At 57.0% G+C, this 14,395-nt stretch carries 12 protein-coding genes; 8 read left to right on the top strand and 4 right to left on the bottom strand.

The window, feature by feature from the left end; all coding sequences use genetic code 11:
• Positions 1–21: 21 nt before the first annotated feature.
• The gene (locus tag CAP48_RS08330; RefSeq protein ID WP_100695518.1) at positions 22–789 is read right to left on the bottom strand and encodes a crotonase/enoyl-CoA hydratase family protein; all 768 of its coding nucleotides are present in this window, start codon (positions 787–789) and stop codon (positions 22–24) included.
• 158 nt (positions 790–947) lie between these two features.
• Between CAP48_RS08330 and glyQ the strand changes: the two genes are divergently transcribed.
• The 8 genes from glyQ (at position 948) to CAP48_RS08290 (ending at position 9,327) form a co-directional block, all read left to right on the top strand.
• On the top strand, positions 948–1,850 hold the full coding sequence (gene glyQ, locus CAP48_RS08325) for a glycine--tRNA ligase subunit alpha (RefSeq protein WP_100696722.1): 903 nt from the start codon (positions 948–950) through the stop codon (positions 1,848–1,850).
• Positions 1,847–3,982, top strand: a complete 2,136-nt coding sequence (gene glyS, locus CAP48_RS08320; protein ID WP_100695517.1) for a glycine--tRNA ligase subunit beta — start codon at positions 1,847–1,849, stop codon at positions 3,980–3,982. The genes glyQ and glyS overlap by 4 nt, the downstream gene beginning before the upstream one ends.
• Positions 3,979–4,518 (top strand): D-glycero-beta-D-manno-heptose 1,7-bisphosphate 7-phosphatase, encoded by a 540-nt coding sequence (gene gmhB / locus CAP48_RS08315; protein WP_100695516.1) that lies wholly within the window; start codon positions 3,979–3,981, stop codon positions 4,516–4,518. Before glyS ends, gmhB begins: the two co-directional genes overlap by 4 nt.
• Before the next feature lie 2 nt (positions 4,519–4,520).
• Positions 4,521–5,255 (top strand): 1-acyl-sn-glycerol-3-phosphate acyltransferase, encoded by a 735-nt coding sequence (locus CAP48_RS08310; RefSeq protein WP_100695515.1) that lies wholly within the window; start codon positions 4,521–4,523, stop codon positions 5,253–5,255.
• Positions 5,239–6,039: a M48 family metallopeptidase gene (locus tag CAP48_RS08305; RefSeq protein ID WP_100695514.1), complete on the top strand. Its 801-nt coding sequence runs from the start codon at positions 5,239–5,241 to the stop codon at positions 6,037–6,039. Before CAP48_RS08310 ends, CAP48_RS08305 begins: the two co-directional genes overlap by 17 nt.
• 190 nt (positions 6,040–6,229) lie before the next feature.
• Positions 6,230–6,643, top strand: coding sequence for a lactoylglutathione lyase (gloA, locus tag CAP48_RS08300; protein WP_100695513.1), 414 nt, complete (start codon positions 6,230–6,232; stop codon positions 6,641–6,643).
• Positions 6,644–6,713: 70 nt separating this feature from the next.
• Positions 6,714–8,183 (top strand): pyruvate kinase, encoded by a 1,470-nt coding sequence (gene pyk / locus CAP48_RS08295; protein ID WP_100695512.1) that lies wholly within the window; start codon positions 6,714–6,716, stop codon positions 8,181–8,183.
• Complete coding sequence (locus CAP48_RS08290; protein ID WP_100695511.1) at positions 8,176–9,327, top strand: glycerate kinase; 1,152 nt, start codon at positions 8,176–8,178, stop codon at positions 9,325–9,327. Before pyk ends, CAP48_RS08290 begins: the two co-directional genes overlap by 8 nt.
• A gap of 182 nt (positions 9,328–9,509) precedes the next feature.
• On the opposite strand, the gene rsmA is transcribed toward CAP48_RS08290, so the two are convergent.
• From rsmA to CAP48_RS08275, 3 genes are read right to left on the bottom strand one after another with little or no spacing between them, the layout of a single operon-like run.
• Positions 9,510–10,289 (bottom strand): 16S rRNA (adenine(1518)-N(6)/adenine(1519)-N(6))-dimethyltransferase RsmA, encoded by a 780-nt coding sequence (rsmA, locus tag CAP48_RS08285; protein ID WP_100695510.1) that lies wholly within the window; start codon positions 10,287–10,289, stop codon positions 9,510–9,512.
• Between the two features lie 11 nt (positions 10,290–10,300).
• Positions 10,301–11,803: a peptidylprolyl isomerase gene (locus tag CAP48_RS08280; protein ID WP_100695509.1), complete on the bottom strand. Its 1,503-nt coding sequence runs from the start codon at positions 11,801–11,803 to the stop codon at positions 10,301–10,303.
• Positions 11,803–14,223: an LPS-assembly protein LptD gene (locus CAP48_RS08275; RefSeq protein ID WP_153045666.1), complete on the bottom strand. Its 2,421-nt coding sequence runs from the start codon at positions 14,221–14,223 to the stop codon at positions 11,803–11,805. Before CAP48_RS08275 ends, CAP48_RS08280 begins: the two co-directional genes overlap by 1 nt.
• Positions 14,224–14,395 lie beyond the last annotated feature (172 nt).

Here is a 14,395-nt window from a genome sequence, read left to right as displayed (position 1 = left end):
GTATATATTGTCTAGTAAAAATTACCTGCCCTTCCAGACGGGAGGACGTTTTTCGGCGAAGGCAGTGGCGCCTTCCTTGGCATCTTCCGATGAAAAAATATGGGCCATGCGCGGGTTCTGCAAGGCAAACATATCGTTGGTGCGCCAGTCCTGGGATTCTGCCACGATCTGCTTGGCCGTGCGAACCGCCAGCGGACCATTGGCGGCGATCTTGTCTGCCAATTTTAACGCAGCTTCCAGTGCAGTGCCGGGTTCCACCAGATCGTTGACCAAACCGAGCTCGTGGGCGCGTTTGGCGGCAATCATATCGCCGGTCAGTAGCGCTTCCATGGCGACGTGATAAGGCAGGCGGCGCGGCAGGCGCAACATGCCGCCTGATCCTGGCACCAGGCCGCGCTTGACTTCAGGCAGCCCGAAACTGGCGTTATTGGCGGCCACAATCAGATCGCAGGCCAGCACCAGCTCAAACCCGCCGGCCAGCGCGTAGCCTTCGACAGCGGCAATCAGCGGTTTGGCAGGCGGCGCCTCTGCCAGCCCACCCAGGCCCCGCCCCGGGACCACCGCCCTGCGTTGGGTACGCGCGAATTCCTTCAGGTCCATGCCAGAACAGAAGGTATTGCCTTCACCGCGTAAAATACCGACTGTCAGGTTGTCATCGGCATCAAGCCGGCCCAGCGCATCAGCCAGCGCAAATGACGTGTCATAGGTGATCGCATTGCGCGCCTCGGGACGGTTGATCGTCAGGATAAGGATGCGACCACGTATTTCAGACTTGATTAATTCAGACATGAGATCTCCAGACTGCCAATTTCGGGATACCAGAACTTTAATTCATTCCACGCGCAAAATCCGTCCAGATGGCCGCCATCTCGCAAGAAACAGCCGAATGCTGCAGCAAATCCGTTAAAATCGACGATTCAGCTTTTTCTAATTATCTTGAGTCCTTCATGCTAACTTTTCAGCAGATTATCCTGAAACTCCAGGAATACTGGGATACCCAAGGTTGCGCGCTGCTGCAACCCTACGATATGGAAGTGGGCGCGGGCACCTCGCATACCGCCACTTTCCTGCGCGCCATCGGACCTGAGCCGTGGCACGCCGCCTATGTGCAGCCGTCGCGCCGTCCCAAGGACGGCCGTTATGGCGAAAACCCGAACCGTCTGCAACATTACTATCAATATCAGGTTGTCCTGAAGCCGGCGCCACCGGATATTCTGGATTTGTATATCGGCTCCCTGAAAGCATTGGGCATCAACCCGCAGGAACACGACATCCGTTTTGTCGAGGACGACTGGGAAAATCCGACACTTGGCGCCTGGGGCCTGGGCTGGGAAGTCTGGCTCAACGGCATGGAAGTGACGCAATTTACTTATTTCCAGCAGGTCGGCGGACTGGACTGTCCCTCGACTCTGGGCGAAATTACGTACGGGCTGGAACGCCTGGCCATGTATTTACAAAATGTGGAAAGCGTCTATGACCTGGTCTGGACTGCGCGACCCAACGGCGAGAAAGTGCTTTATCGCGACGTGTTCCACCAGAACGAGGTGGAGCAGTCCACCTATAATTTTGAGTACGCCAATACGGACATGCTGTTCAGCCATTTCAACGACTACGAAAGGGAAGCGGCCCGGCTGGTCGAAATTCCGCTGGCCCTGCCCGCGTATGAATCGGTCCTGAAGGCAGCCCATACGTTCAATATGCTGGATGCGCGCGGCGCCATCAGCGTGACCGAACGGGCCGCGTATATCGGCCGCATCCGCAATTTGTCGCGCAAGGTTGCCCAGGCTTACTATGATTCACGCGAGCAGCTTGGCTTTCCCATGCTCAAGAATAACAAGGCAGTATCATGAATTCGCCCTTACTTGTTGAACTGTTTACCGAAGAATTGCCGCCCCGTGCCCTGCAAAAACTGGGCCAGGTATTTGCCGATAGCCTGACGCAATCCCTGGCAAAACACCATTTGCTGGGTCCGAACAATGTGACCCAATGCTATGCGACCCCGCGCCGGCTGGCAGCGCAGCTCAGTAGCGTACTGGCGGTCGCCGCCGACCAGTCATTTTCCGAAAAGCTCATGCCGGTCAAAGTCGGCCTGGATCAAAACGGCCAGGCCACGCCCGCCCTGCAGAAAAAACTGGCGGCGAAAAATCTGTCGCACCTGAGTGTGGCCGAGCTTGCCCGCGAGTCCGATGGCAAGCAGGAATATCTGGTTGCCCACGGCACCGCTGCCGGTGTGCAATTGCAAAACGTGCTGCAAGCCGCTATTGAATCGGCGCTGGCAGACTTGCCCATTCCAAAAGTCATGCGTTACCAATTAGCCGACGGCCAGACCAGCGTGCGTTTTGTGCGGCCAGTGCATGGCCTGGTTGTGCTGCACGGCAGCACCGTGTTGCCCGTCACGATTCTGGGTATCGAAGCCGGTAACACTACACACGGCCACCGCTTCATGAGCGACGGCCCCATCGCACTGGCCCATGCCAACGACTATGCAACCACACTGGCCGACAAGGGCCGTGTCGTCGCCTCTTTCGAAGCGCGCCGCGCTGCCATCCGCCAGCAGCTTGACGAATCCGCAAAAACGTTGGGCGCCTCGCTGGGAGAAGAAGCCGAGGTCACGCCGCTGCTGGACGAGGTGACCGCCCTCGTCGAACATCCGACCGTCTATGTCGGGCAATTCGATGAGAAGTTCCTGGCTGTGCCGCAGGAATGCCTGATTCTGACGATGCGCCTGAATCAGAAGTATTTTCCCCTGTTCGATCCGACCAGCGGCAAGCTCATTCACAAGTTCCTGATCGTCAGCAATATGCACGTGAGCGACCCGCATCATATTATCCAGGGCAACGAACGCGTAATCCGCCCACGCCTGGCCGACGCGGAATTCTTTTTCGACACCGACAGAAAGCTGCCGCTGGCTTCGCGTGTCGCCCAACTGGACAACATCGTCTATCACAACAAGCTCGGTTCGCAACATGACCGCATCGAGCGCCTGCGCCGCATCAGTTCGCGCCTGGCCGAAGATCTGAACGCCAATGTTGCCCTGGCCGATCGCGCAGCACAGCTGGCCAAGGCCGACCTGACATCCAATATGGTTGGAGAGTTCCCCGAATTGCAAGGCATCATGGGCGCCTATTACGCCCAAGCCGATGGTGAGCCCGCCGAAGTGGTCCAGGCGCTTAACAGCCAGTACCGCACCCGGTTCGATATTCCCGTCAATGACGATAACCTGATATCGGCCATCCTGTTCATTGCCGAGCGCATTGAAACGCTGGTCGGGATCTGGGGCATCGGCCTGCAGCCTTCGGGCGAACGCGACCCGTTCGGGCTGCGTCGCGCCGCACTGGGAATCATCAGCGCAGTGGAACAGCTTGCCGCCGGGGGCTATCTGAGCAGCACTTCAGAAAACGTAAAGGGCCTGAATCTGCCTGCGCTGCTGGCGTTTGCCATGAGCACGTTCAGTGCGGGCACGTTGCATTCGGACACGGCCGATGAAGTACTGATCTATATTTATGAGCGCTATCGCAATCAGCTTAGCGGCGACTACGCCAAATCGGTCGTGGACGCGGTGATCGCCGTGCAGCCCCCGCTGCAGGAAATTACCGCCAGGATCAGGGCGGTCACCGCATTTGCCCAGCTGCCTGAAGCCGCCAGCCTGGCTGCTGCCAACAAACGTATCGGCAACCTGCTGAAGAAAACAGAGGGTGAGCTGCCGGCCATTGATCCGCCCTGCTTTACAGAGCCGGCTGAAAAAGCCCTGTACGAAGCGTTGTGCGCCATCGAAAAAACAGCCCGGGTCGATGCCGCCCAGGGGCAATTTGAAAAAAGCCTGGCGGCAGTGGCGCAAACGCGCGGCGCGGTCGACGATTTTTTCACACATGTAATGGTGATGGCCGACGACCCGGTAGTGCGCAGCAATCGCCTGGCTCTGTTATCGCGATTGCATGCCACCATGAATCTGGTGGCCGACATTTCAAGGCTGGCCCAATGAAGCTGGCTATTCTTGACCGCGACGGCGTCATCAACGAAGACAGCCCCGATTTCATTAAATCTGCCGACGAGTGGATCGCCCTTCCAGGCAGCCTGGAGGCCATCGCGCGTCTTTGCCGGGCCGGCTGGAAAGTGGTCGTGGCCACCAACCAGTCCGGGCTGGGACGCGGGCTGTTCACACCGGATGACCTGACCGCCATTCACCAGAAAATGCAACAGCAACTGGCGGTGCATGGTGGTCATATCGATGCCATTTTTATGTGCCCGCACCTGCCGGATGCCGGATGCTCATGCCGCAAGCCGTTGCCCGGCATGTTTCTGGATATACTCAAGCGCTATGACACGCCTGCACATGAAGTCGTGTGCGTCGGCGACTCGCTCAGGGACGTGCTTGCCGCCCATGAGGCCGGTTGCCGTACCTGGCTGGTGGAAACCGGCAACGGACAGAAGACCCGGAACGACCCCGGCCTGCCCGAGTCTATACAAATCCGGCCTACCCTGGCCGATGTGGTCGAATGCTGGCTTACGGAATCCTGATCATGCTTTTTTTGCGCTCTGCCCTTTTCCTGCTTTTCCAGGCCGTCACTGTCGTGCCTTACGCCGTGGGCTGTGCGCTGGTGCTGCCCCTGCCTTTTAGCTGGCGCTATCGCTACACCGCAGGCTGGCCGCGCATGGTGATATGGGCGGCCAAGATACTGGTGGGCATTCGCTACCAGGTCAAAGGCCTGCATCATGTTCCCGATGCGCCCGTGATCTATCTGAGCAAACACCAGTCGACCTATGAAACCATGTTTTTTGCCTGGTTCCTGCGTCGCCCGGCCTGCTTTGTCTACAAAAAAGAACTCAATTACATTCCTTTCTTTGGCTGGGGCCTGGCCAGCCTGCGCAATATCGCCATTGATCGACAGAAAGGAAAAAATGCCGTGCAGCAAGTCATGGAAATCGGCACGCAACGCCTGGCCGAAGGCCGCTCTCCGGTGCTCTTTCCCGAAGGGACACGCATCCCGCCCGGACAGGCCGGCACCTACAAGCTTGGCGGTACGCGACTGGCCGTGCATGCCAATACACCGATCATTCCGGTCGCACATAACGCCGGCGAGTGCTGGCCCAAAAAACCCTTTACCAAAAAACCCGGCGTAGTAACCATTTCGTTTGGTCCGCCCATCGAGCCGGCAGGCAAAACCGCTGAAGAAGTGATGAAGGAAGTGCGCGCCTGGATTGAAGGGGAGATGCGCGTGCTCAACCCTGAACGCTATCATGATGTTGCAGTCTGAACTGTTCCTGACACCCCCTGCCCATCAGCCCGAGGATGCGCGTCTGCGCAATGTGGCTACCATGCAGGGGCTGATCACTTTTACGCTGATACGCAGCAGGCGTCGAAGTATTGGCTTTATGATCGACAGCGACGGGCTGCGCGTAACGGCACCCTATTGGGTAACACTTAAGCAGATTGATGAGGCCGTGCTGGAAAAATCGGCATGGATCTGCAAGAAGCTGGATTTCTGGCGGCAACGTAACGCCACAGCCGATCAGGCCCAGCAGTCCTGGCTTGCCTGCACGCGTTTGCCATATCTTGGCATGACTATTTCAGTTGACATTGACAGCAGCTTGCGCCAGCCTCGCTTTGACGGCAATGCCCTTGAACCCACCGCGACAGATACGCTCTGGCTGGCATTGCCGGCTGATGCTACAGCCGAACTTCGTCGTGCCGCCGCTGCCGATTGGCTGCGCAACCAGGCTCTGCATTATTTCGACCAACGCATTCACCTGCTTGCCGCCAATGCGGGTTTGCAGTTTCAAAGATGGCGGCTGTCACGCGCACGCGCACGCTGGGGTTCGTGCAGCAGTAACGGCAGCATCCGGCTGAACTGGCGACTCATTCATTTTTCTGCGGATGTCATTGACTATGTCATTGCGCATGAACTTGCGCACCTGAAGCAAATGAACCACAGTGCACGCTTCTGGGAGCAGGTCGGCATCATTTTGCCGGGATACGAGCCGGCCATGCAGAAACTGAAAACAACCGACATGTCGTCCCTGCCCGTTCTCGAAACCTGAGGCGCAACGTCGCACATTTACCGTGATGCCCTTGCCCGCGGCCCTGTGCGTTCCTTGCACGGCATTGCCGCTTTCACGTTCGAACAAGCCGCCAAACCAACAAGACGGACCAATGCGCGCATGACGATCGTGTATGATAGAAACTCGCGTCTGCGAGACGCAAATACCCCATTATTATTACGAGGACAACATGCAATTTCTGCACACCATGTTACGCGTCGGCGACCTGGAACGATCCATTGAATTCTACACAAATGTAATCGGTATGAAACTGCTGCGACGCTCCGAAAACCCCGAATACAAATACAGTCTGGCCTTCCTGGGCTTTGAAGCCAATCCTCATCAAGCCGAGCTTGAGTTGACATACAACCATGGCGTTTCCCAATACGATATGGGCGACGCATACGGCCACATCGCCATTGGCGTTCCTGATGCCTACGCGGCCTGTGAAGCCGTCAAGAAGGCTGGTGGCAATGTGACACGTGAAGCCGGCCCGGTCAAAGGCGGCACCACTGTCATTGCTTTTGTGCAGGATCCTGACGGATACAAGATTGAGTTGATTGAAAGAAAGAATATGACAGCAGCCGGCACTGGCCTGCGCTGATCTTCAGCACGTTTATCACATATAACATAACGGCTGCCCCGCCGTTGAGTTCGCCACAGGAACCGCCTACATGACCACGCAGACCAGCACCAGACGTCGTACCAAGATTGTCGCCACACTGGGCCCGGCCACCACGTCCGAAGCCCAGATCGAAGCCATGATTCTGGCGGGCATGAACGTTGCCCGCTTCAATTTTTCCCACGGCGAGGCGCAAGACCATCGCGAACGCGCCAAAATCATTCGAAAGCTCGAATCCAAACTGGATGTGCATATTGCGATTCTGGGCGACCTGCAAGGGCCCAAGATCCGGATTGCACGTTTCGAAAACCAGAAAGTCATGCTCGAGCAAGGCCAGGAATTTATCCTGTCCAACGATTACCCGTATGAAAAAGGCAATGCGCAAATCGTTGGCATCGACTATCCCGAGCTCGTTACTGATTGCAGGCCGGGCGACGAACTGCTGCTTGACGATGGCAGGATCGTACTTGAGGTGGTACGGATAGAAGGACAGAATGTATACACCACGGTGACATCAGGCGGGGAACTCTCAAATAACAAGGGCATTAACCGGCGAGGCGGCGGATTGTCTGCACCGAGCCTGACTGAAAAAGACAAGGCCGATATCCTACTGGCCGCCGAGATTGGCGTGGATTTTATTGCTGTATCGTTTCCGCGCTACGGTCGGGATATGCATGAAGCCAGGCGCCTGGTCCAGGAAGCCGGCAGTTCGGCCTGGATCATCGCAAAAATTGAGCGGGCCGAGGCCGTGGCCGATGACCAGGCGCTTGATGAGCTGATCTCCGCCAGTGACGGCGTGATGGTCGCCCGCGGCGACCTGGGCGTGGAAGTGGGCGATGCCGAACTGGTCGGTATACAGAAAAATATTATTCGCCATGCCAGGACGCTGAACAAGTTCGTCATTACCGCAACGCAAATGATGGAATCGATGATCAATCATCCGTTTCCAACCCGCGCTGAAGTTTCTGATGTTGCCAATGCCGTACTGGACTACACCGATGCGGTCATGCTTTCAGGCGAAAGCGCATCGGGCCTGTACCCGGTGGAAACGGTCAAGGCCATGGCGCGCATTTGCGTGGGCGCCGAAAAACACCCGACCACTACCCAGTCGCGGCATCGTGTGGGCGAAACGTTTACGCAATTTGATGAAACCGTCGCGCTGTCCGCCATGTATGCGGCAAACCATTTTCAGCAGGTGCGCGCCATTATCTCCTTGAGTGAAAGTGGCCATACGCCGCTGATCATGTCGCGCATCCGTTCCGGCGTGCCCATTTATTGCCTTACGCCGCACGATAGCACGCGCAACCGGGTCGCCATTTTTCGCGGCGTCTATCCCGTTGACTTTAACCCTGCGGCAGTGGAAAAAACCGACGTGGCGCGCGCCGCCGTGGCACAGCTGCTCAAGTATCAACCATTAAGCCGTGGCGACTGGGTGCTGCTCCTACAAGGAGATCACTACGGCGTTATCGGCGCAACCAACAGCATGAAACTGCTTCGCATGGACGATTTTCTTGATGAGTGAACCACTTTATATCGTTATTGCCCCGGACTCATTCAAAGAGAGCCTGTCTTCGTCCGGGGTCGCCCAGGCCATTGCCGATGGCATCAAAAAAGTGGCGCCCGATGCGACGCTGGTTCTGATGCCCATGGCCGATGGCGGCGAAGGGACCGTCGAAGCCATTGCGAGCAGCACCGGCGCCTCCCGGCAGACGCTGGAAACCGTGAATGCCCTTGGCGAGCCCACTTCTGCGGCGTGGATCATGCTGCAAGACAATACTGCAGTGATCGAGATGGCCAGCGCCGCGGGTCTTGAACAGATTGCAGAAGATCAACGCGATGTGCGTCGCGCCAGCACCTATGGCGTGGGCCAACTGGTCTGCGCCGCCCTGGATCAAGGGGCGCGCCGCATCGTACTGGGCCTGGGCGGTTCCGCCACCAACGATGGCGGCGCCGGATTGCTGAATGCGCTGGGCATACGGTTGCTGGACAAGGCAGGTCAGCCGTTGGCACAAGGGCCTGCTGCCCTTTACGACCTGGCATCCATAGATCTGTCCGACCTGGATCCGCGTGTTGCCGACACGGAATGGTTGATCGCCTCCGATGTGAACAATCCCCTATGTGGCGAGCATGGCGCTTCTGCCATTTTCGGGCCGCAAAAAGGCGCCAGCCCGGACGACGTCCGGTTTCTGGACGCTGCACTGAGCCACTTTGCCGATATGACCGCAAAAGCAACCGGTCACGATGTGCGGGAGCAACCCGGTGCCGGCGCTGCCGGCGGCCTTGGCTTTGCGGCGCTGGCCTACCTGGAGGCGACCTTCAAGCCGGGCGTAGAAGTGGTGGCCGAATATGCCGGCTTGGACGAACATGTGCAACAGGCGGACCTGGTCATTACCGGCGAGGGTCGACTGGATGCGCAGACCTTGCGTGGCAAGACGATTGCCGGCATCGCCGCCCTGACCCAAAAACATCAGGTGCCGCTGATCGCATTGGCCGGCTCACTGCACGAAGACTATACCCAAGTCTATGAAGGCGGCATTACCGCCGCTTTCAGTCTGCCTTGCGGTCCCATGTCCCTGAAAGACACCATGCAACAGACTCGGCAGCTGCTGATCCAGCGCAGCCGCGACATTGTTGCCGTCTTTCTGGCGGGACGGCGCGGTCGTTGAAAAGGAAATCGGTTGCCGGGGCATGCCGCCGAGTGAAACGGAATCGGGCGCTGGCAGCGGTAAGTTGCATCAGACCGGATAGTTTTGTCCGACCGCACCCGCCGCTTGTTCCGGCCCCGCGATAACGTCGGATTGACCCGCGCAGCCCGTCCTGCGAGCGCGGCATCAGCGAAACGCCTGTTTCAGGCCAGTATGCCCTGGTCGGTCAGATAATCGGCGAGCCGGATAAAATCAGCCACAGACAGTGATTCCGCCCTGGCGGTTTCCTGAATATCAACTTGAGCCCAGTCAATTTGCCAGTCAGCCAGCACTCGACGCAGCATCTTTCGCCGTTGCGAAAACGCCTTGGCCACCACGTGGAAAAACGCCTGTTCGCTTTTTGCCCGTGCCCGGTTTTGCGGCAACGGCACCATGCGGACAATGGCAGAAGTGACCTTGGGAGGCGGATCGAAGGCTTCGGGCGGTACGTCAAACAGATGCTGCATGTCATAGCGCACCTGCAGCATCACCGATAGCCTGCCATAGTCGCTCTGCCCAGGCGCGGCGACCATGCGCGCGATCACTTCTTTCTGCAACATGAAGTGCTGATCGCGAACCCGATCGGCAAACGAGACGAGATGAAAGAGCAGCGGACTTGAAATATTGTAGGGAAGATTGCCCACGATTCGCAGGTCGCTGCCGAAAGCGGAAAAATCGACCTTCAGGGCATCGGCTTCATGAATCGTAAGCCGCTCGGGTGCAAAGCGCTTGCGTAGGCGAGCAGCCAGATCGCGGTCGATTTCGATGACATCCAGGTGCTCAACACGGTCATGCAACGGGCCGGTCAGCGCCGACAGGCCAGGCCCGATTTCGATGACCGTATCGTCGCGCGCAGGATTGACCGCCCGCACAATTGATTCAATTACACTCTCATCGGTCAGGAAATTCTGACCGAAACGCTTGCGAGCCTGATGGACTGCCATGATGCTCTGCTCTAGGGCCGGCTTTTCTGTTGGGTCAGACGGTTGTCAATATACGCTTTGGCACGCAACTGCTGCAGCCAGTCTTCGTACACGGGCTCGGCGCGCTTCTGGAAGAGTGACTGGCGCGCCAGATTACGGCGAATCTCGGGCTGTTTGTCTGAGCTGCGACGGTCTTCTACCGTAATCAGATGCCAGCCAAACTTGGAACGCACCGGGGCGCTGATCTGGCCCGGCTGCAGCGCATTCATGGCCTTCTCAAAGTCAGCATCTGACGCGCCAGGCGGAATCCAGCCAATTTCTCCGCCCAGTGGGGCTGAAGTATCCTGCGAGAATTTTTTGGCGGCCTCTTCAAATGACATGCCCCCTTCAATCTGATTGCGGATGTCATCGATTTTTGCCCGGGCCTGCTGGTCGGAAAAGACCGGCGTAATCTTGACCAGAATATGCTTGGCCTTGGTTTCTGTAATGTTGACCGGCCCCTTCTGCTTGGCCATTTTTTCGATAGGCGGCACCGGTGGAGGCGGCGGCGCTGGCGGCTGTACCGTCACAACCCGCTTGTTTTCCTGGATCAGGCCGCGACGCTCCACGACCTTAAGAATATGAAAGCCGTTGGGCGCCTTGAACACGCCGGTCGTGCGACCATCGGGGACTTTTTTCGTGACATTCACGAAAAGCGAAGGCCAGTCTTCAAACATGCGAATCCCCAGGTCTCCGCCGGATGCCGCTTCGGCCCCATCGGAATACTCCTTGGCAACATTCTCAAAGCTGGTGCCACCGCGCAGCTTAGCCATGGCAGCATCCGCTTTCTTGCGAGCAGCAGCCACCACATCTTCAGGAGAATTATCGGGTACGCGAATATAAATGTGCTGCAGGGCAACTGCCTTGGGCACGAATGAGCGCTCGACCACCACTTGTTTCTGCGGCGGCGGTTTGGGCTGGTTTTGTCTTTCTGCTTCCATGCCAGGCAGAATGCCCGTCGGATTCTGCTTCAGGAAGGCATCAATGTCGGACTCGTTGATGTCGACACGGCTCTGGACAATACGGGTACGCAGCTCTTCCATGACCATTTCATTTCGAAGATTGCGCGTGTAACTATCCCAGTTCAGTCCCATCTGCTCGATTGCCGGCTGCAGCTTCTCTGGCGGCAGGTTATTGCGCTGGGCGATATTGGCCATGGCCTGCGATAGCTGAGCATCGGTAATGCGGATGCCATATTGTTCCGCATCCTGACGCATCAGCTTTTCGTCAATCATTGCCTGCAATACCGTTTGCTGGACCTGGTTCTGGCCACCGGTCGTCACGCGATTGCTGGCCATCCGTTGCTGCAGCTCGCGCATGGTAATAATCTCATTATTGACCACGGCCGCAATGCCATCGGCGAACTGTCCCGGCGAGCGCTGCTGCGACGCACCGGCGTTTTTTGCCTTCTGCGCCTGCGCAAACGGCGGCACAGCGATTAAAATGGCGGGGATGGCGAGAGCAACTGCTGTTCGCATGAAACCCAATTTACGCATTATTCATACCTTTCAAATGATGTCCTGTCCGGAACGGGGGTGTTGACACTTTCGTATCCGGGTACATTCTGTCTTAACAATTCCATTGGATCTTTTCCGACCGCACCCAACCCTGCCAGTTCCAACTGAAAGAATATAGCAGAATTCGAATCCTGTTTCGAAACGGCGTAACGTTTCAAAACAACTCGCCCGGTCCAGCAGCAATCGCCTTTATACTCGACGCCCACGATATGCTGGGTGACGCGGCTTTCCTTAAGTGAGTAATCAACCCGGCCCACGCCATACAACTTGCTGGTAAATGGCCACTGCCCGGCAAAACTGACCGTTTCCTTGCCTTGCAACTGGTAGGACAACGGATTGCCCTGGTTGATGTCGGTACGCTCTTCATCGGCATAAGGGTCGCGCTGGTAGCGATAGGACAGCGACAGCGTGGTCAGGCGCTTGGGCGTCCATTTGGCTGCCGCATAGGCTTGGGTCGTCTTGCCCTGGTAGGGATCAATCTGTAGCGCAGCCTGCGTCGTAAATTTATTGGTCAGCGCCGCTTCAGCTCCAAAGATCCAGTCGGACTTGGTGCCGATGCGCGGAGATTCAAACGGCAGCGTGACGCGCTGCGAATCAAAGTACACGCGCTGGGCCACCTGCAGCGCCAGGCGTTGAAAGCCGGTGTCCTGGTCGAACCAGCGCGAGGTCAGGCCCAGCGTGACCTGATTTGCATTGTTGATCCGGTCCCAGCCGCCGTTATAGCGGTTTTCAGAAAACGCGCTGGCAAAACCGAACTGGCTGACATCGGTATCAAAGATGGGAATGTCGCTCTGGTCCTGGTAAGGAATGTACAGATAATAAAGCCGCGGCTCAAGCGTCTGCGTGGACGGATATCCGAAAAGCGTCGTGCTGCGCTCAAAGACCATGCCGGCGTCCAGAGACACAATGGGCAACACGCGCGACACTGAACGTCGCTGGTTACCGCTCTGGCTGAAGAACGAATTCTCGCCGTAACGAGTGTACCAGTCGGTCTCATACTGGGACGCATGCAGGCCGATTTTCGGCGTAATGTGCCAGCCTGGCCGCACAATCGGGTAACTGATTGTGGAATAGGACATAAAGCGGGTGCCGTCGGGGCGCAGGTGCCCTTCGGTGCGGTCGATGACTTCATCGCTCAGCTTGGAACCGAAATACGTGGGATACTCGAAACGGGTCAGCGTATTGGTTGTTTCCATATCCAGCCCGTGCCAATTAAAGCGCGCGCCATGGACCCGCAATTCCGGCACCTTTTCATACTGCCCGTAAATCACATCGGCCGTGGCATCCTGCAAGGTCTGATATTTTTGAACTTGCAGATAACCGTCCCAGTATTTATACCCAGAGAACCCCAAGGTGACATTGCGATTCAAATAGGTTTTGCCCGCCTGGGTAATCGTTGTCATATCCGTGAAGTCACGATAATAATCATCGTCAGAGACGGCGTTCCAGTCTACCGACAGGTTGAAATTGAGCCCCAGCACAGAGCCTAGCGCCTGTACGTGCTGCCAGGAAAACATCCAGCGAGACCGGTCCAGCTCGTTATCCCTGTGCATATAAGTGCCGGTGACCATCCCGGAATACGTGGGCTGCAGATAACGGAATTCTGCACCCAGTTGCGCGCCGCGCTTGCTCAGATAGCGTGGATACAGCGTCAGGTCGTATTGCGGAGCCAGATTGATAAAATACGGCACGGTAAAATCCAGGCCGCTGCGCGAGGTCATGCCGTAGGTCGGCGTCAGAAAACCGGTTTTTTTCTCTGCCCGGATCGGAAAGGTCAGATAGGGGGACCACATGACCGGTACGCCCTTGATATAGAGCGTACCATCTTCAGCAATCCCTTCGTTTTCATCATTGTACAAATCGACATTGCTTGAACGTATTTGCCAGAAGGGCTCTTCACAGTCGCAACCGCTGTAGGTCGCATTCTTCAGGTTGAAGTGATTGTCGTCAATGATATTGGCTTCGCTGGCCTGGCCCTGGCCGCCAGAGGCCAGGCTGTAGACCGGCGAGGAGATGGTGCCATTCTCTTTGTCGATGTTGTAGCGCAGCCCCGGGCCAGTGATCAGATTGCCATCGCGAAACAGGCGGGCATTGCCCTGTGCCGTTACGGTGCCTTTGCTTCGGTCATAGTTGATGGTATCGGCCTTCAGGATCGCGTCGGGTCGACGAATCTGCGCCTTGCCACCCAGGGTAATCGTATTGGCATCGTTGGTGATATCTGCACGCGCGCTATCGGTGAACGTGATGATCTCGTCATTGTTAAGCGCCGGACTGGTCAGCATTGGCGAGACATACAGTCGTGGCGTAGATGCCTGCCCGACTCCTGGCACCGAGACACCGGTCTGGGCAAAAGCAATCGGGGATACGGTCAGAAGAAATAGGTGACAGATCTTTCGCACTGTGCTTTTTACCGGAAATAATTGAAGAAACCTGTCCTGTTACCCTGTTTCCCCGGGATTGAGACGGGAAAAATCATACTGCAACATATATCGCAACCCCATTGGGTCTTGTGCGACTGCCTGTTGATGCAGGACAAACCAGAGGATACCGCATAAAATATCGGAGGCCTGC

This window comes from Advenella sp. S44 (assembly GCF_002810445.1).
GTDB lineage: Bacteria > Pseudomonadota > Gammaproteobacteria > Burkholderiales > Burkholderiaceae_B > Advenella.
The sequence above is the reverse complement of the archived record's forward strand: the minus strand, read 5'-3'. Positions and strand labels throughout refer to the sequence as shown.

Coding starts and splice junctions, on each gene's coding strand:
- gloA (WP_100695513.1), top strand. CDS start 6,230: ATGCAATTTCTGCACACCATGTTACGCGTCGGCGACCTGGAACGATCC.
- rsmA (WP_100695510.1), bottom strand. CDS start 10,289: ATGGCAGTCCATCAGGCTCGCAAGCGTTTCGGTCAGAATTTCCTGACC.
- CAP48_RS08305 (WP_100695514.1), top strand. CDS start 5,239: ATGATGTTGCAGTCTGAACTGTTCCTGACACCCCCTGCCCATCAGCCC.
- CAP48_RS08280 (WP_100695509.1), bottom strand. CDS start 11,803: ATGCGTAAATTGGGTTTCATGCGAACAGCAGTTGCTCTCGCCATCCCC.
- pyk (WP_100695512.1), top strand. CDS start 6,714: ATGACCACGCAGACCAGCACCAGACGTCGTACCAAGATTGTCGCCACA.
- CAP48_RS08330 (WP_100695518.1), bottom strand. CDS start 789: ATGTCTGAATTAATCAAGTCTGAAATACGTGGTCGCATCCTTATCCTG.
- gmhB (WP_100695516.1), top strand. CDS start 3,979: ATGAAGCTGGCTATTCTTGACCGCGACGGCGTCATCAACGAAGACAGC.
- glyQ (WP_100696722.1), top strand. CDS start 948: ATGCTAACTTTTCAGCAGATTATCCTGAAACTCCAGGAATACTGGGAT.
- CAP48_RS08290 (WP_100695511.1), top strand. CDS start 8,176: ATGAGTGAACCACTTTATATCGTTATTGCCCCGGACTCATTCAAAGAG.
- glyS (WP_100695517.1), top strand. CDS start 1,847: ATGAATTCGCCCTTACTTGTTGAACTGTTTACCGAAGAATTGCCGCCC.
- CAP48_RS08310 (WP_100695515.1), top strand. CDS start 4,521: ATGCTTTTTTTGCGCTCTGCCCTTTTCCTGCTTTTCCAGGCCGTCACT.